15 protein-coding genes are annotated in these 17,466 nt (G+C 67.5%); 10 read left to right on the top strand and 5 right to left on the bottom strand.

The genetic code is table 11. The features are described from left to right. Nucleotides 1-421: 421 nt before the first annotated feature. Together MEBOL_RS38685 and MEBOL_RS38695 are read left to right on the top strand one after the other, a co-directional pair. Nucleotides 422-1,360 carry a DUF2381 family protein gene (locus MEBOL_RS38685; RefSeq protein ID WP_425437588.1) on the top strand — a complete coding sequence of 313 codons (939 nt, stop codon included), beginning with the start codon at nucleotides 422-424 and terminating at the stop codon, nucleotides 1,358-1,360. Between the two features lie 706 nt (nucleotides 1,361-2,066). Then, nucleotides 2,067-3,047: an NAD-dependent epimerase/dehydratase family protein gene (locus tag MEBOL_RS38695; RefSeq protein WP_095982109.1), complete on the top strand. Its 981-nt coding sequence runs from the start codon at nucleotides 2,067-2,069 to the stop codon at nucleotides 3,045-3,047. A 2-nt stretch (nucleotides 3,048-3,049) separates the two neighbouring features. Here MEBOL_RS38695 and MEBOL_RS38700 read toward each other — a convergent pair whose 3' ends face one another. Then, nucleotides 3,050-3,481, bottom strand: coding sequence for an ester cyclase (locus MEBOL_RS38700; protein ID WP_095982110.1), 432 nt, complete (start codon nucleotides 3,479-3,481; stop codon nucleotides 3,050-3,052). 173 nt (nucleotides 3,482-3,654) lie between these two features. Then, nucleotides 3,655-4,863 (bottom strand): S8 family peptidase, encoded by a 1,209-nt coding sequence (locus MEBOL_RS38705; protein WP_095982111.1) that lies wholly within the window; start codon nucleotides 4,861-4,863, stop codon nucleotides 3,655-3,657. Nucleotides 4,864-5,008: 145 nt separating this feature from the next. Here MEBOL_RS38705 and MEBOL_RS38710 point away from each other — a divergent pair, with 145 nt between their 5' ends. From MEBOL_RS38710 to MEBOL_RS38720, 3 genes are all read left to right on the top strand, one after another. Next, nucleotides 5,009-5,629: a TIGR02265 family protein gene (locus MEBOL_RS38710; protein WP_157823928.1), complete on the top strand. Its 621-nt coding sequence runs from the start codon at nucleotides 5,009-5,011 to the stop codon at nucleotides 5,627-5,629. A 48-nt stretch (nucleotides 5,630-5,677) separates the two neighbouring features. Further along, a complete protein-coding gene (locus tag MEBOL_RS38715; RefSeq protein ID WP_095982113.1) occupies nucleotides 5,678-5,974 on the top strand; it encodes a DUF6748 domain-containing protein in 297 nt (98 codons plus the stop codon). Between the two features lie 169 nt (nucleotides 5,975-6,143). Beyond that, nucleotides 6,144-7,565, top strand: a complete 1,422-nt coding sequence (locus tag MEBOL_RS38720; RefSeq protein WP_095982114.1) for a cellulose binding domain-containing protein — start codon at nucleotides 6,144-6,146, stop codon at nucleotides 7,563-7,565. Nucleotides 7,566-7,610: 45 nt separating this feature from the next. Here the strand turns inward: MEBOL_RS38720 and MEBOL_RS38725 are convergent, their stop codons facing one another. Continuing rightward, entirely contained in the window at nucleotides 7,611-8,153 is a 543-nt protein-coding gene (locus MEBOL_RS38725) for a DUF1697 domain-containing protein (protein WP_095982115.1), read from the bottom strand. Between the two features lie 128 nt (nucleotides 8,154-8,281). On the opposite strand from MEBOL_RS38725, the gene MEBOL_RS38730 reads away from it, so the two are divergent. Together MEBOL_RS38730 and MEBOL_RS38735 are read left to right on the top strand one after the other, a co-directional pair. Further along, entirely contained in the window at nucleotides 8,282-9,121 is an 840-nt protein-coding gene (locus tag MEBOL_RS38730; protein ID WP_095983274.1) for an N-acetylmuramoyl-L-alanine amidase family protein, read from the top strand. A 64-nt stretch (nucleotides 9,122-9,185) separates the two neighbouring features. Beyond that, nucleotides 9,186-10,166, top strand: coding sequence for an aldo/keto reductase (locus MEBOL_RS38735; RefSeq protein WP_095982116.1), 981 nt, complete (start codon nucleotides 9,186-9,188; stop codon nucleotides 10,164-10,166). 1 nt (nucleotide 10,167) lies between these two features. Here the strand turns inward: MEBOL_RS38735 and MEBOL_RS38740 are convergent, their stop codons facing one another. Together MEBOL_RS38740 and MEBOL_RS38745 are read right to left on the bottom strand one after the other, a co-directional pair. After that, complete coding sequence (locus MEBOL_RS38740) at nucleotides 10,168-11,142, bottom strand: FHA domain-containing protein (protein ID WP_095982117.1); 975 nt, start codon at nucleotides 11,140-11,142, stop codon at nucleotides 10,168-10,170. Further along, entirely contained in the window at nucleotides 11,130-12,470 is a 1,341-nt protein-coding gene (locus tag MEBOL_RS38745) for a trypsin-like peptidase domain-containing protein (protein ID WP_095983275.1), read from the bottom strand. The genes MEBOL_RS38740 and MEBOL_RS38745 overlap by 13 nt, the downstream gene beginning before the upstream one ends. Before the next feature lie 121 nt (nucleotides 12,471-12,591). Between MEBOL_RS38745 and MEBOL_RS38750 the strand changes: the two genes are divergently transcribed. The 3 genes from MEBOL_RS38750 (at nucleotide 12,592) to MEBOL_RS38760 (ending at nucleotide 17,408) form a co-directional block, all read left to right on the top strand. Next, on the top strand, nucleotides 12,592-13,578 hold the full coding sequence (locus MEBOL_RS38750; protein WP_095982118.1) for a hypothetical protein: 987 nt from the start codon (nucleotides 12,592-12,594) through the stop codon (nucleotides 13,576-13,578). Between the two features lie 24 nt (nucleotides 13,579-13,602). Further along, nucleotides 13,603-16,803 carry a helicase HerA-like domain-containing protein gene (locus tag MEBOL_RS38755; protein WP_095982119.1) on the top strand — a complete coding sequence of 1,067 codons (3,201 nt, stop codon included), beginning with the start codon at nucleotides 13,603-13,605 and terminating at the stop codon, nucleotides 16,801-16,803. 119 nt (nucleotides 16,804-16,922) lie between these two features. Further along, on the top strand, nucleotides 16,923-17,408 hold the full coding sequence (locus tag MEBOL_RS38760; RefSeq protein ID WP_095982120.1) for a tetratricopeptide repeat protein: 486 nt from the start codon (nucleotides 16,923-16,925) through the stop codon (nucleotides 17,406-17,408). The last annotated feature ends 58 nt before the right edge of the window (nucleotides 17,409-17,466 follow it).

Here is a 17,466-nt window from a genome sequence, read left to right on the forward strand (position 1 = left end):
ATCGTGACAATTACCCGTCCAGCCGTCGTTCTGGCACTTCACGTAAGACTGAATGCACTTCTGCTTCCACTTGGGAAGGTCTGCGTTGTTGGCGAAATCGTCCTCATCCTCGTCAACAACATCGGAGCCGGTTCGCACAGCCCGAAGCACCTGATCAACCTCGGATTGCGTGGCTCCACAAGCGCCTACCGGGTCTTGAGGGTGTTTCTTGATGCAACAGGTCATTGCAGGTGGAGTGCGCCCTACTGGCCGAGCAACCGGACGCGAACAGCCCCCAAAGCAGAGCCACACCCATGAACACAACGGAAGTCAAGTGTTTCATGCGGCCAGCGTAGAACAGTCTCTTTTCGAGACGCCACGACGGGCCCGCTCGCAGGGGGGTGGCCGCTTGTGCTCCTTATCTGGTAGGTTAACCCGCGATATGCGGAACTTCTTACCTCCCCGGTCTGCTCTGATTCTCGTTCTCTTGGCGTCTGCGGCCATGGCCCGTGGACGCGAGCCCATCTCTCGGACCGTCTACCTCTCGGACGAACCAAAGGCGGAAGTGCCCTCGGTTTACGTCGCGGGTGAGATGGTAACCGTCCTCCGTTTCGAGAAACCTTGTGACCGGGAACGGACGAAACTGCTGGGCTGGGAAGGCCGCTTCGAGCCCGTGGAATGCGTCGGGAAGAAGGTGCTCGTAGAACCGCTCAAAGACATCAAGCCCGAGGATAGTTTTCTGTTGGTGGTGACGCTCGCGGACGGGAAGGAATTGCCCTTCACCGTGACGGCTCGAAACGAGCAGTTTGACCATCAGGTGAACGTGTTCCCGGACAATGAGACCAAGGGGGCGCTCCAGAGTCGTCTGGAGTATTCCCAATACAAAGAGCGGATTCTCAAGGAACAAAACGAGCGCTACCGGAAAGAGGAGACATCAATTGACCATGCCCTTGCAGCGCTCTTGGCAAAGGGCGCGTTGAAAATGACCCCGTTCCGCCAGCAGTACGTCTCGCTGGTGAAGAATCCGAGGGGTGCCGAAATCTTGGTGACCGTCCTTACAAGCAAGAAGCCCGATAGTAAGAAGCCCGATAAGGTCGCCGTCATCATCAACTTGAAGAACAACAGCCCATCGGAGTCTTCGAGCCTGATGGAAGCGCGCTTGGTAGCCGAGGGGAGCGGGGAGCAAAGGCCGCTTGCTCTGCGTGCTACTCAGGAAAGCTGGGGGCCCGGTGGTGAAAGCGGGCAGATTGCCGTTGTCTTTAACGCGGGCGCATTTGACTTGAACGATAGCCCCGACCGGCTCGTTCTAGAACTCTTCCGCCAAGGGAGCGGGATTCGAGAAGCTTGGGTTTTTCTGGATCGACACATGCTTGGGCTGTAAACCCGGTTCACATGGCTCCGACCTGCGCGCCGTTTTTTGCCTCTGTCGTTCTGTTGTGCATGTGCTGCGGCTGTACGACCCCAGCGGGCGTTTCCCTTCGCTCGGATGGAAGCCCAGGCCCACAGGCGTGCCCGGAAAAGGCGCTCGAAGCCATGCGGATTCTCAACCTGCGCGTGGGGGACGGTGCAACCGTAGACCTCGACGTCAACCAGAGCCTCACAAGCCCCATCACTCTTTACGAAGGGCCTGTGGAGAGCATGTTGACCAGCAATCTCGGACCCCTTCCGCCGGTAACCCGTCTCTACGGGCGGGTGTGGACGGGGGGCCCACAAGTTGTCGTCCGGTACTACGAAGCACACCCGCCGGACGGCGAGCCCTTCCCACTTTGCGCTGTGGCTCGGCTCGCTCACGGTCAGATGCAGAAAAAGCCCGAGTCCAAGCCCGGAACGGCCATCCTCGAATTCTCACGCGCTGGGGTCTTCGTCGTGAATTCGTTCCGTTGAACCGACCCACCGGGACACCTCGCCTGAACGACCCCAGTAGTCGGTTCACCTCGGGTGCGTGCCCCGTGTAGTGGGGAATGTAGCTGCGAGCGCCAGAGGAAGCCCGAATTGATGGTTTTTGACCCCCCATCAATTCGATCTAAGTGCCCGAAACTCTTGAGGAACCGTTTTTTCTCCCACCAAGAGAGGAGTAGAGTGAGCTGATGTGGAACACCTTGCTCACGGGCGCGAACGGTTTCCTGGGCTCGGCCCTGGCTCGCGTCCTCTCCTCGCGAGGCCATCACGCCGCCTGTCTCGTGCGTCCTCGCGCCGACCTCTCGGCACTCGCGGGCATTCCCCATGAGCGCGTGGAGGGAGACGTGACGGACGCCGCCAGCCTGGCGCGGGCGGTCCAGGGCCGGGACGTGGTCTTCCACCTGGCGGGAGTGCGCCGCGCGGCCACCCGGGAGGAATTCATGCACGTCAACGCCGAGGGCACCCGGCTGTTGTGCGAGGCCTTGGTGGCCACGGGCTCCCGGCCCCGGCTGGTGCTGGTGGGCTCATTGGGAGCCTCGGGGCCTTCACGGCCCGGCCATCCCCGGGTGGAGGAGGAGCCTCTTCAACCCGCGGAGTGGTACGGCGAGAGCAAGGCCGAGGCCGAGCGCATCGTCTTCTCCTACGCGGACAGGCTGCCCGTGACGGTGGCACGGCCGCCGCGCATCGTGGGCCCGGGGGATCGCGAGAACCTCGTCCTCTTCAAGCTGGTGTCCCGGGGCCTGCGGTTGGAACTGGGAGGAGGACCCCGGCCGCTGACCCTGGTGGACGTGGAAGACGTGGCGGAGTTGTTGTTGCTGCTGGCCGAGCGCGAGCAAGCCCTCGGTCAGGCCTTCTTCGTGGGCCATGCCCACCCGCTCTCCCTGGAGCGGATCCAGGAGATCGCCGCCGAGGCGCTGGGAGTCAGGACGCGGACCCTGCATGTGCCGCCCGCGGCGCTGACGGCCCTGGCCACCGTGGCGGATGGGGTGTCACGCCTGACAGGCCGGCGTCTGGCCCTCAATCGCAAGTTCGCGCGGCAGCTCCTGGTCCCCGCCTGGACGTGCTCGGGCGCCAAGGCGGAGCGGCTGCTGGGCTTCCGCGCCACGAGGGACCCGGCCGACGCCATCCGCCGCAGCGCGCACTGGTACCGGGAGCATGGCTGGCTCTGAGCTCAGGCCGCCTGTGCGACGGTCGGGAGCGCGCCGAGTTGCCGCAGCAAGGACAGCATGTCCAGCTGATCCCAGATCTCGACGATCTTGCCGTTCTGGATCCGGTAGTGGGGATGGTCGGCGACCTCCACCCGCCTTCCCGTGGCGGGAATGCCCATGAAGCTCCCGGTGTGCACGGCCGTCAGGGTGATGCGCGCGGCCACCAGATCCTGATCCTGGAGGAAGGAATGGAGCGTGAAGTGGATGTCAGAGAAGGACTCCAACCACACGCGCGCCATGAGCTTCAAACCCTGTACACCCTCCGGGACACCGGCGGGCAGGGGATGGGTCACGGCGTCAGGAGAGAAGAACTGGTTCAGGCTCTCGATATCGCGCTGGAGGTAGAGACGGGTCAGGTACTGCGTGTAGAGCTCCCGGGCCTTATGGGCATCCATGTGGTGTCCTTCCACGTGAGACAAGGGAAGGCCATGGTGCGGTACCGCGCGGGAATCACAATCGCGAGGACGGGAAGACGTGCAACACCACGCGGACCGTGGGACTCGAGGGCAAGACAACGCCCTGTGCCCAACGGTCCATGCGTGTCGCCGTCAACACTCCCGCGCCCCGCTCACCACTCGGCGACGAAGGCGTTGGGTTGGGCCGAGGCGCGCGCGGCGGCCACGGCGGCGTCGATGTCCAGCTTGCCGCCGGTGCTCACCTTGCCCACGAGGTCCGGATCCTTCTCCACCGTGTTCACGAGCATGTCGCGCACCTGAGCGGCGGTGAGCTTCGGGTTCTCCGCGAACATCAGCGCCGCGGTGGCCGCCACGCGCGGGGTGGCCATGGAGGTGCCGCTCATCTCCTCCCAGCCTCCACCGGGCACCGTGCTCAGCACGTCCTCGCCCACGGCGGCCATCTCCACCACCTTGTCGCCGTGCGAGGAGTAGCGCGCCAGCTTGTCGTTGCGCTTGTCCATGGACGCCACGGTCAACACGTTGGGCAGATCCAGGTTGGCCGGGAAGTCCTTCACGTTGTTCATGTTGCTGCCATTGCCATTGGCCGTGGCCGCCACCAGGAGGATGTCCGCGTCCGCCAGCTTCTGCACCGCGTCCTTCCAGCGCTTCTGCGAGGCCGCGTCCCGGTACTCGTCGCCGAAGCTCGCGTTCACCGCGCGGATGTTGGCCCCCTTGTTCTTGAGGTCCACCACGTAGTCCACCGCGCGCTCGAAGTTGGTCAGCAGATCCTTGCCGTCGTAGATGCCGCCCACCGAGAGGATCTGCGCCTTGCCCGCGGCCACGCCCGTGTTGCCCTGGCCGTTGTCCTCGGCCGCGATGATGCCCGCCACGTGCGTGCCGTGATCCGCGCCCTCGCCCTTGAGCAGATCCCCCGAGTTGAAGCCCACGTTGAAGCCGTGGATGTCGTCCTTGATGCCGTTGCCGTCGTTGTCGATGCCGTCGCCCTCGATCTCGCCGGGGTTGGTCCACATGGCGTCATCCAGGTCCGGGTGGCTGGCGTCCACCCCGCCGTCGAACACGGCGATGACGGGCGCGCCCGTGGGCGTGGGCCGGGGGCCCGCCGGGCTCTTGGGGGCGGCCGTCTCGAAGGCGGCCAGCGTGTTCACGGCCGGCGAGGTCTGCGGCGTGCCGCTCGGGCGCAAGCCCTTGGGGCGATCCACGAAGTTCGAGGGCGCGGGCGTGGCGTCGAATCCATCCCCCGGACGGGGCACCACGGCGCGCGCGGCGGCGGCGGGCGCGGCCGACGTCTCGCGAGGAGCCGCCTCGGTGGCGGGGCGCTGCGTCGAGAGGGGCGAGGTCGAGATCTTGGAGAGCGTCGTCATGGTGGAGGCCTCGGGAGAGCGATGAAGGAAGCGGACTCCTGAGTTGTCGGCACATGGCGGCCCAAGGTTGCTACAGGCCCTATATTTAGTGACTTTTACCTACATTTCCTCCGATGACGGACCCAGCGGTAGAATGCTCCTCCCGATGGGGCACCTCGAGAATGCCGGGAGCACACAACCGCTGGAGTTCTGGCTCCAGGATCTGGAGCGGCGCCGGGCGCTCATGAAGCCGGAGCACACCATGCGCGGCTTCTTCTTCAACGGACTGATGGAGAACATCCGGACACTCGGAGACGAGGCCCTGGCCAGGCGCTGCCTGGAGGCGTGCGGCGAGGAGCGCTTCGTGGACTTCTTCAACTACTCCGTCCAGTTGCTGCCTCCCATCCTCCGCACCTCGCTGCCCCTGCTCGCCGAGCGCCATGGAGGCGGCGAGAACGCGCTGCGGCAGGTGGGGCGGCGGGCCTCCTCCGACTTCATGGCGTCCGTGGCCGGCAAGGCCATGCTCATGCTGGCCCAGAACCGCCCCAGGCCGTTGATCAACAGCATCCCCTCGGCCTTCCGCGTGGGCATGAGCTTCAGCCACGCGGAGCTGACATGGATGGGCCCGACCCGAGGCCGCCTTCAGATGGACATCAGCTACATGCCCCCGCCCTTCCATGAAGGCATGGTGCGATACATGCTCGAGGCGACAAGTGCCCAGGGCATCCAGGTCACCGCCCGGGCCACGGGAGAACTCCTCATCACGTGTGATTTCTCCTGGGAGTGACACGTCCATCCAGTCCGGTGCCCGGATGCTGCTACTGTCCGGCGCACCATGAGCCAGGACACCCCGAGCACCGTCTACATCGTCAAGGACAACGGCAAGCGCTGCTTCGCCCCGCCCTGCGACCACTATGACCTGTTCCGCGCGGACCAGCCGGACGTGAAGCTCCAGTCCATCCACGAGCTGGACCTGAGCGCCATCGCGGGCGACGACACGACGCGGGGCGAGCTGGCCCAACGCGCCTTCTCCGCCGACGGCCTGAAGCTGGAGGGAACGCTGGCCCAGCGCCTCAAGGCCGGCCCGGGGGGCGACGCCGTTGTCCTGCGCGCCACCCGCGTTGTCGGCTGACGTTCCTGGAGGAGCTTCCTCCAAATTTCCCGCTCTCACCGGTTTTCATTGATTGACTCCTTAATCATGAATATTGCCTCGTTGAGCATCACCCTGTCGCGGTGAACCAACGCATCGGCACGAAGAGGTGAGAGTCATGGGATGGAGCAGGAAAGGATCGCGAATCTTGATGGCGGGACAAGCCCAGGCGGGACGCGCCTGGACGGGCTTCGCCGCCGTTCTTCTGGCGTGGGCGCTTCCCATGGGCGAAAGCCTCGCCGGAACGAATGACTTCACGGTCCAATACCAGAATTACAACGCCTCGGGCCCAGGTGACGACATCATCGAGGCCAACATCAAGATTCGTAACAACACCACGACCGCGATTCCGCTGAGCGGCATCGTCGTGCGCTATTGGTTCACGAAGAACAACGCCTCGGGCGCGACGCCCGCGTGCTGGTGGTGGAACGCATCGCCTTGCCCGAACCTCACGGTCACGTCCGGGAACGTGTCCCTCACGGGCGCGGACCGCTACGCGGAGATCCGCTTCACCAGCGGCGCGGGAAGCCTGGCGCCGGGAGCGACCACCGCGGCGATCGACCTCGGGGTGACGTTCGGCACCAACGTCGACGAGACGGATGATTACTCGTACGGCGGCAACACCTCGTTCATCGATTGGAACCGCATCACCGTGCATGACGCCGGCTCCGCGCCCACGGCCGGGCTGCGCGGCGGAACACCTCCCTCGGGAGGAGGCGGTGGAGATGACGGCGGCGGCGGCACCATCACCACCGAGTTCTTCGACGACTTCAGCTACACGGGGGCTGGCGACTCCCTCTTCACCGGCTGGTGGAACGTGCGCAACGGCTCCAGCTGGACGGGTCCCGGCCCCGAGCCGGAGTACGCCGCGCCCTGGAGCTCGGGCAACGTGTCGATCGTCACCGACCCGGCGAGTGCCAGCAACAAGCTGCTGCGGCTCACCACGAGCACGCGCGGCTCCAATGGGAGCACGTTGCAGGCCGAGGTCTCCTCCAAGGCCCGGAAGTTCAAGTTCGGCACCTACGCCTCCCGGGTGAAGTTCAACAACACGCCGCTGTCCGGGACGCGGTACTTCGCCGACAAGCCCGTCGAGACCTTCTTCACCATCACGGAATACATCACCAACGATCCGAACTACTCGGAGCAGGACTTCGAGTACATGCCCAACGGGGGCTGGGGCCGAGGCAATACCAACACCCTGTGGACGACCTCCTGGGAAGACACGCGGCTGCCCATCAACGACTCCGACAAGGTCTCGGACTGGTTCAGCGCGGATTACTCGGGGTGGCACACGCTCGTGCTCCAGGTCTCCAGCACGTCCATCCGCTACTACATCGACGGCCAGTTGCTGACGACCCATGCGACCAAATACCTGCCCGAGACCGCCCAGTTCATCTACTTCAACATCTGGTTCACGGAGTTGGACAGGACGCAGGGCAGCTCGCGCACGTACCACCAGGAAGCGGACTGGGTGTATTTCGCCAAGGACGCGATCCTGTCTCCTTCTCAGGTCACGTCGAGGATCGACAGCCTCCGCGCTTCATCGGTCACCCGCAGGGACACGGTGAACTGAGCAGGAGGATTTCCTGGAACGGTTCGGGTGCGTGTGGGCGCCTGATCATCCGGAGACGCCGGCCAGCTCCGCCAGCTTCTGGACCGTCCGCCAGTTGCGCGCGGTGACGGGCGAGCCCACGAGGCGATCCCACAACGCGGGCGACAGCTTCGAGCTCCCCGCCCCCTCGGCATAGTGCACCCAGAGGGCATCGCCCGCGGCCTCGAACCGTTCCGTGGTCGCGCGTTCACGAAGCTTCTCGACGGCGTCCTTCTTCGGAGGCGCCTTGGACAGGGCCAGCATCACCCGGTTGGGCTCCTTCTCCGACGCCTCGAGCAGCGGGTTTCCCTGGACGTACTCCGCCCACTGGGCGGGGGTGCGGACGAGCACGGCCACCGGGAACCCAAAACGCTTCTCGAGGGCCTTCTCCAGGGCGTCCTCCACCGCCGCCGCCTTGCCCGGGGCGGTGAAGACGAGATTGCCGCTCTGGATGTAGCTCTCCACCTGCGTGAAGCCGAGCTCGCCACACAGAGCCCGGAGGTCCGCCATGGGGACCTTGCGGGTGCTGCCTACATTGATGCCGCGCAGGAGCGCGATGAAGAGCGCCATCTGATATCCGTTCTGCCTGGAGCCAGGCCAGGGAAGCGCCAGGAGCGTCGCCCAAGTGCGCCCCGGGCGCGAGGCCGGAATCCGGGGGGGTGGAACCCCCCCGGCGCGAGCACATGTACAAGGGGGCCATGCCACCCTTCTCCCCCTGGCCGCTGCTGCTCGCCGCCGCCCTGTCGTCCGCCGCGGCTCCCGAGGCGTCCCCCACGCCCGCTCCCCCACCCACCGTTCCCTCGGCTCCGTGGCCGTCCGCGAGCGCACCGCTCACGGTGGCCCAGGTGACGTTCCCCAAGGGCTTCGGGCGCAAGCGCATCTATCTGGACGCGGGGCATGGAGCGCCGGGCAACGAGGGCAACTCGTCCGTCACCTGCGAGCCAGAGGAGTCCCACACGCTGCGGGTCGCCCAGGCGTTGGCCCGGCGGCTCGAGGCCACGGGGCACTTCCAGGTGAAGCTGAGCCGCGCTCCGGGGAAACGTCCTCCGTACGCCTCCCGGCTCCAGGAGGCCGAGCGCTGGAGAGCGGCGCTCTTCCTGAGCCTCCATTCGGACGCACGAGGACAGGCGCGCGAGTGGTTGGCGGCTCCGGAACAGTGGTGCGCGCGTAATGACGCGGCTCCTGGCTACAGCGTGCTCTACGCGGACGACACCCCCGAGCCCCTGCTGACCCAGCGGTCGCGCGCGGCACGGGCGCTGGCGCGCCGCATGGGAGAGGCGGGCTTCCTCCCCTATGGAGGCGAGGACTATGTGGGTCTGTATGCCCCCGACTCCGCGCAGCCAGGCACCTTCGTGAGCCGGCACGCACCCGGACAGCGCATCTTCGTCCTGCGCAAGCCGCTCATCCCCTCGGTCATCATCGAGACGCATCACGCCTGGGACTTCGAGGAGTCCGCGCGCTGGCGCGAGGAGCGCACGCTGGAGGCCTTCGCGGCGGCGGTGGCCCAGGGATTGGTGGACACACTCGGAGGCACGTGAAGTATCTCGCACTCGACGTTCTCCATGCTTGTGGGGCAACGGCGTTGGGAGGAAGGCTGTGCGGATGGACTACGTCAACCTGGGACATACCGGACTGAAGGTGTCGCGCATCTGCCTGGGCTGCATGAGTTATGGCAGCTCGAAGTGGCGCCCGTGGGTGCTGGACGAGGAGGCCTCGCAGCCCTTCTTCCGGCGCGCGGTGGAGGCCGGCATCAACTTCTTCGACACCGCGGACATGTACTCGCTCGGCGTGAGCGAGGAGGTGACGGGCCGCGCCCTGCGCCAGTACGCGAAGCTGGACGAGGTGGTGATCGCCACCAAGGTGTTCAACCCCATGAACGACCGGCCCAACATGGGCGGGCTGTCGCGCAAGCACGTGGTGCAGGGGTGTGAGGCGAGCCTCAAGCGGCTCGGCGTGGAGACCATCGACCTCTACCAGATCCACCGCATGGATCCGCACACGCCCCTCGAGGAGACGCTGGAGGCGCTGGATCTGCTCGTGCGCCAGGGCAAGGTGCGCTACCTGGGCGCCAGCTCCTCCACCGCGTGGAAGTTCGCCAAGGCCCTGAGCCTGTCCGAGCGCAACGGCTGGGCACGCTTCGTGTCCATGCAGAACCACTACAACCTCGTCTACCGCGAGGAGGAGCGCGAGATGATTCCCCTGTGCGAGGAGGAGGGCATCGGCGTCATTCCCTGGTCTCCCCTCGCGCGAGGGCTGCTCGCGGGCTCTCGCAAGTCCCTGGACGACAAGCAGGCGACGACCCGCTCGGGCTCGGATGCCTTCGCGACGACGCTCTACGACAACCCCCATGACTGGGACGTGGTGGAGGCGGTGAAGAAGGTGGCCTCCGCCAAGGGCCACTCGCCCGCCGAGGTCTCCCTGGCGTGGCTCCTGTCCAAGCCCGCCGTGGTGGCGCCCATCATCGGCGCCACCAAGATGGCGCACCTGGAGGACGCGCTGCGCTCGCTCGACGTGAGGCTCACCCCGGAGGAGGTGAAGGCGCTCGAGGCGCCCTACCAGCCCCACGCCGTGCGCGGCCACTGAGTCACGGTGCCTTCTTCGCGAGCGCGTCCACTTCCGCCTGGACGTCGCGCGTCTCCTCGAAGAAGGCGTCCATGCTCTGGGCGGGCGCCAGCCGGAAGGCGGGGGGCAGGAGCGTGCGATCGAAGTTCAGCGAGGAGGAGAACTCCTCCTCGTCCAGCAGGGAATCCGCCTGCGTGAGCGCCCCGAAGCACACCAGGACCCCCGTCAGCATCAGGACGAGCCGCCGGGGCTCCGCGCGCGTCACGTAGCGCAGGTGCCAGAAGAGCACGTACCCGAGCCACGCCAGGAAGCCCCCGCGCGCGAGCCACTGCATCCACGAGCCCAGACCCAGGGCATATGCCACCAGGTGCACCAGGAGCGGCACGGCGAGGAGCCCCAGGAAGCCGAGGCTCCCGATGGCGCCATGGGCGCCGAAATAGAAGCGCCTGCGCGTCACCTTGCTCGCCACGCTCCAGATCGCGGACCAGATGAAGGTGGCGGACACGGGCAGCACCACCGCCAGCGCGAGCGCGCCCCAGTTCGTCTTCTGGTAGTTCGTCAGGTACTCGTAGAAGAGCGCGGCCACCACCGTCACCCCGAGCACCACCGGAAAGGCGAAGGGCCGCTCGAAGACATGGCCCCGGGGCGCCTCCGGTACCGCCGAGACGCGCGTGTCCTCCACCGGATGCGTGCGCGCGCGGAAGCGCAGCACCGTGTCCCCCACCGCCACGCGGAGATCATCCGTGAGCGTCAGCTCCGCCAGGCGTCCCCAGGGCTCCACCCGGAAGGTGCCGTTGTGGCTGCCCACGTCCCGGAGCACCAGGGCACCGCCCTCGGCGCGCTCGATGCGCAGGTGCGCCGCGGACACCTTGGGATCGTCCAGGATGACGTCGTTGGTGTAGCCGCGCCCCACCGTCGCCGGGAAGCGCTCCAGCCGGTGCCGGGCGGAGACCCCCTCCTCGCCCTCCAGCACTTCCAGGAAGATCACTTCGTCCACGCGAGTGCCTCCAGGTAGCGGCGCGCGAGGGCGCGGGCGTTGTCCGCGGAGAATCCCGCCAGATCCAGGCTCGTCTGCACACCCGAGGAGCCCGCGTTGTTCGTCGCCGCCCGGAGCGACAGATCATACAGCCCGGGCAGCCGCTTGTAGGCGCGCAGGCACAGGGCCGTGCGCACCGTCATCCCGCCCACCTTCACGAATCCCTCCTGGCAGCGGAAGTTCGTCACGTCGTCCTGGGTGGCCTCCACGCCCCCCGCGTCATTGGCGAACGTGGCCGAGTAGAGCGCCGAGAAGCGCAGCGCCCCGAGCGAGTCGCTCGACACGAAGGCATGATCGTACGCCACCACGCCCGTGCGCTGCTCTCCGCTCAGGAAGATGTCCTCCTCGGACGAGCACTGGTAGCTGGTGATGGTGTAGGGATTCTCCGACTCGTGCGGGGTATCGCCCCAGCACTTGAGGAAGGGCTGCCAGCGGCCCGGCACCCGGTAGTCGCCCAGCCGCTGGGTTGGCACGGGCGTGGACATCAGGCGCTCGGTGATGCGCTGCTGGTTGTCCAGCAGCTGCGTGGCCACCACGGACAACAGGCGGGTGCCCGGCGCGTCCTTCGCCTCGCGTGCTCGCTCCAGGAGCGCGCGCGCATGCACCACCGGCACCAGGAAGCCGAGCTGGTTGCCCAGGGTCGCCACGTTGACGCCCACCACCCGGCCCTCGCCCGTCACCGTGGGGCCTCCGCTCATGCCGGGGTTGATGGCGCCGCTGAAGTGCACCTTGTCGTAGAGCGCGTCCTGCACGAGGCCGTTGTAGGTACCCTCGACGATGGTGGTTCCCAGGTCATGGGGATTGCCCATGGCGTACAACCGGGAGCCCTGGGAGGCATCCTTCGCCGCCAGTTCGAACCAGTCCTTCACCGGCTCGTCCTGCTGGATGACGGCCAGGTCATGCACCACGTCCACGTCCACCACGCGCACCGGTATCGCCTGCGCGTCCTGGCCCTCGCGCACCAGCTCCGCGGTGTAGTCGTCGGGGTGCTGCACGATGCTGGAAATGACGTGGTAGTTCGTGATGGCTCGGCCCTCGGCGTCCACGAAGAAGGCGGAGCCGATGGAGGAGCGGGAGCCACTTCGCCGCTCGATGATGCGCACCTGGGCCACGCGGCGCTTGATGCGCTCGAACAACTCCTGGGTGGACGGAGGCAACGTGGCCACGGGCAGCGGAGGGATCACGGCCGGGGGCTCCGTGTCCGACGGTTCTTCCGGATCCGGGTCCGGGTTGGGGGGATCCAGCACCGGGGCTTGGGCCAGCGTGGCGAGCAGGAGGAGGGTCCACATGAGGGAGCGCACACTAGCGGAACGCGGGCGCCTTGCCCTCCCCCACCGGTAGGGCGGCCTTGTCCATACCTCCTTGGAGGTATTGAGACTCTTGGGGGGTGGAAGCGACTGTGGCGCCACTATGGACACCCTCGATGCCCGGCTGACGGGGCTCGCCCTGTGCTGGCTCCTGACCCGCCCCAAGACGAACCGGGGCAACCGCAACAAGTTGGAGGAAGCCCTCCGCCCCCTCGTGGAGCACCACTTCGGCCGTGCCCGATGGAAGGAGCACTGCGCCCGGTTGGTGTCACAACTGGTGGAGGACGGTCTCGTGACCGAGGGGAAACGCGGCGGCCTGGAACTGGCGGCCCCAGGACGCGCCCGAGTCCTGCGCTTCCTCGCGATCGACACGCCGCCTCGCCAGTTGACCTGGAAGAAGCTCAAGGACACCTATCTGCAGGCACTGAGCCTGGGGCTCCCCATGTCCCGCGCGGCGCTGACCCGGGTGGGCAGCGCCGATGGCATGCGCATCGCCCTGCTCCAGCGCGAGCATGGACTCGACGGGAAGGACACGCCCACGCTGGCGCAGGTGCGCGACCGGCTGTTGTGGCGCCAGCTCGGCGTGGAGACGGATCAGCCCTTCGATCTGTCCTCCGTCAAGGCCCACCTGCTCGGAAAGATGTTGGAACTGGAGGTGCGTGATCCGCATCAGGCGATGGAACAACTCGCCGCGCGGGCGGCGGGGGCTCCCCGGGTGGACGTGGAGGCCGTGCGCCTCGCCACGCTGCGATCCTGGTTGCTGGCCAGCCCGGAAGCCGAGACACCCGCCCCGACCCCGACCCCGGCCCCGTCCGAGGCCGCGTTCGCCGATCAGGTGCTCACGGTGGCCCGCGCGCTTCCGGCCGAGCGCCGCTTCGGTCCGGACAAGGTGTTCATCGCCCACGTCTGGCGGGCCCTCCAGCCCACGTGGCGCCACCGCGAGTCCTTCGACGCCGCGCTGATCGAGGCCAACCGCGCCCGGCATCTGTCGCTGAGCCGCGCGGATCTCGTGTCGGTGATGGACCCCACCGACGTGGCCGAGTCCGAGATCCGCGCCCAGGGCGCCCGCTTCCACTTCGTCGTCGTCTAGCCCCCCTTCCTCCTGGAGTTGCCCGTGACCTCCGATCCACGACTCGAGGCCTTCCTCTCCGATGGCGAGGAGGTCTTCAACGGCGTCCAGCAGGGGCAGAACCTCTGGAAGCACGATCCCTTCGATGTGCCGTCCTTCAACGCCCCCGCCCGGAGCGCCTTCCAGCGGCTCCTCAAGCGCGCGGTGGCCACGCCTCGGCCCGAGGAGGGCAAGCTGTTGCTGCTCACGGGCGAGTCCGGCAGTGGCAAGACGCATCTGGTGCGCGCCTTCCGCCACCTCGTGCACGGACAGGAGCAGGGCTACGTCGGCTACCTGCCGATGACCGTCGATACGCCCCACTACGAGCGCTACATCCTCTCCTGCCTGATGGACTCGCTGGACCGGCCCTACGACGCGCGCAAGGCCGAGGCCTCGGGCTTGATGCGGCTGTCGGACGCGGTGATGGAGGCCAGCAAGAGCATCTTCGCGCTGAACATCCAGGCCGAGCCCCGCGACGACGAACACCTGCACACCACGGTGTCCGACGTGGCCTATGAGCTGAGGGCGGACCCGCGCTTCCGCGACGTGAGCGTGGACCTGCTGCGCGCCCTGCTCTTCCTGCAACACCGGGACGTGCGCCTGCACCACGCGGTGCTCCAGTGGATACGCTGCCGGGACCTGTCCCCCTCGGATGCCAAGGCGCTCGGAAATCTGGTCCCCCGGACCGATGAGGATGGACCCAAGTGGATGCTGGAGCAGTTGGGTCACCTGCTGAGCGCGTTCGGCCAGGCGTTCGTCCTGTGCGTGGATCAGGTGGAGGACATCAGTGACTTCGCCCTGCGTCCGGGCATGGAGCCCGCGTTCCGCCGCGCGATGAACCTGCTCGCCCACCTGGCCGGAAACATCCCCACGGCGATCGTGGTGGTCTGCGGCCTGTCCGACTTCTGGTTCAGCGCCCGGCAACGGCTGCTGCAATCCATCCTGGATCGGATCGAACTCGACCCCGCCCCCGTGAAGCTCGAGCACCTGGTGACCGCCCAGACGGCGCGCGACATCGCGGCGCAACGCCTGAAGGTGCTCTACGAGAAGCGGGGCGCCACGGTCGATCCGCGCGATCCCACCTATCCCATTCCCCCGGAGGTGTTCGACACCCTGAGCGGGCGCAGGACTCGCGATGTGCTGCATTGCTTCCGCGCCTACCGCGAACGCGCCATCGAGGAGGGCCGTCTGCCCGCGCTGTTCCTCCCTCCGGAGGAGAAGGCGGGGCCTGGGCCGGAGATCAAGAAGCCATCGCCGACCCCCCCACCGGAACCCGATCGGATCGCGGAGCTGGACCAGAAGTGGGCGGACTTCCGGGCGACGTTCCAGGCCCAGGTGCCGGACGAGGACGAGGAGATCGTCTCCCTGCTCGCCTGGGGACTCGAGACGGCGAGTCAGGAGCTGGACGGCGCGGCGCGCTTCTCCGTGAAGACCCGGGACGAGTCGTCGCTGGAGATCTCTCCGGAGGGCAAGGCGCCCCGGCTCCTCGTCGTGCTCTGCAACAGATCCTCCAAGGGCGGGCATCTGGGCTACCAGATGAAGGACGCGCTCGACTCCACGGGAGGCAAGCTGCCGGTGCTGGTGCGGACCACGGAGTTCCCCTCGTCGACGGGCACCATCGTGGCGGAGCAGCTCCTGCGGCTCCAGAAGAAGGGCGGACGCCGCGCGGTGCTCGGGGATGGAGATCTGCGCGATCTGGTGGCGCTGCGGACCTTCCGCCAGGCCCACGCACAGGCGGCGCTGAACGAGTGGAGCCACAAGGCCCGGCCCATCACCCGCCTCAAGCTCATCAGTGATCTCCTGGGACGGGAACCCATGGAACAGGAACCACCCGCCGTCGACACCCCGAAGGATCCGCCCGTCACCAAACCCCACCCCCAGAACGCCCAGACGCCCACCCCCCCGGCGCCCCTGCTCAAGGGTCCGCTGCGGCTCGGCCTCCAGGAGGGAATCATCAACGAGCCCGTGACCCTGGAGCCCGGGGAGATGATGCGGCACAGCGCCTTCCTGGGGGGCACGGGCAGCGGCAAGACGACCGCGGCGCTCAACCTCGTGGAGCAATTGCTGCTGCGGGGCATCCCCGCCATCCTGGTGGACCGCAAGGGCGACCTGGCCGGATACGCCCGCGAGGAAGCCTGGCGGACGCCGTTGGAGGACCCGCGGCTCGACGAACGCCGCCGCCTGCTGCTCGAGCACGTGGACGTGGCGCTCTACACCCCGGGCCGCTCGGATGGACGGCCCCTGGCCATTCCCGTGGTCCCCCGGGGCCTGGAAGCCCTGTCCGCCGAGGAGCGCGACCAGGCCGTCACGCAGGCGGCGGACGCCATCGCGGGCATGCTCGAGTACAAGAGCAGCAACCGCGACAAGGCAACGCGCGCCCTGCTCGAACAGGCGCTCCACCTGCTGGTGCGGCGTCCGCGAGGAAAGGACGTCACGCTCGAACTGTTGCGCCAGTTCATCCAGTCCGAGGACCCCGCCCTCGTGCGGGAAGCCGAGGGGCTGGATGCCAAGGCCTATCCCAAGCTCGTCAACGATCTGGCCACGCTCCGCCTCAGCACGCGGGTCCTCCTGTCCGCGACGGGTGAACGGCTCGACGTGGAGGAACTGCTCGGGCGCGGCGCCTCGGCGACGCCGGGACGCACCCGGCTGAGCATCATCAGCACCAAGTTCCTGGGTGGGAACCAGCAGGTCCTCTTCTGGGTGTCCCAGCTCCTGATGGAGACGCACCGCTGGGCGAGCCAGAACCCCTCGTCCCAGCTCCAGGCGGTGCTGCTCTTCGACGAGGCGGACCTCTACCTGCCCGCCGTGGGCAAGCCCGCCACGAAGCAGCCCATGGAGAACCTGCTCCGGCGCGCCCGCTCCGCCGGGCTGGGCCTCATGCTGGCCACCCAGAGCCCGGGGGACCTGGACTACAAGTGCCGCGAGAACGTGCGCACCTGGCTGGTGGGCCGCGTGACGGAGGAGACGGCGCTCAAGAAACTCAAGCCCATGTTCGCCAATGGCCGCGGAGGGGACGGCACCCAGAAGCTCGCCACCCAACAGATGGGGCGCTTCCACCTCCAGCGCGAAGGCCAGCCGGTGCAGCAGCTCAAGGCGGACCGCAACGTCATCCTCACCGAGCAGCTGTCCGAGGACGAAATCCTCCGGCTCGCGCGCCAGACGGGAGCGCGACGCGGCCAGGGCCCGGAGCTCGCGGCCCTTCATTAGATGAGGCGAAAGGCAAGGGGGAAGGTGCCTCGCGGGGTACACCCTTCCCCCTCCTTCCGAGCAATCGGCCCCGCGAGCGGGATGACATCCTCGCGCCGTACGGTAACCTTGGGGTCCAGATGAGCCCCGAAGCCCGCGCCGAGATGGTCGCCCAAGCTGAACGCGCCCTGCGCCGCGGAGAGCTCGACGAGGCCGTGCGTCTCCACGAGACGCTGTGCCGGGCTTTTCCCGAGGACCCCGCCCTGGCCCTCAAGCTCGCGAATCTGCGCGATACGATCGAGCCCCAGGAGTTGCAGCTTTCCCGGGCTCTCCAGGCCAGCGCCCTCCCCCAGAGCATTCCCCAGGGGCCTTCCTCGCCCGTGGCGGAGGGTGAACGGCTCTTCTCCCTGGGTGACTACGTGGGCGCCGCGGCCGCCTACCGCCGGGCGCTCCAGGCCCGCCCGGACAGCGAGCTCATCCGAGAACGGCTCGAGGAGCTGTACCGGCTCGCCCGGACGCTGCCCGTGCATTCGCCCACGGACCGCTCGCTGCCCCGTCAGGCAGAGCCCCTGCTGCACGCCCTCCTGGACCGGCTCGCCGCTCGCCGCCGCATCAAGCGCGACTGACGCGTTGCACCTGGGAGTGAACGACCCCTGGACTTCCGACCCGGACGGCGCTGTCATG

The sequence above is a fragment of the Melittangium boletus DSM 14713 genome (genome assembly GCF_002305855.1).
GTDB classification, from domain to species: domain Bacteria; phylum Myxococcota; class Myxococcia; order Myxococcales; family Myxococcaceae; genus Cystobacter; species Cystobacter boletus.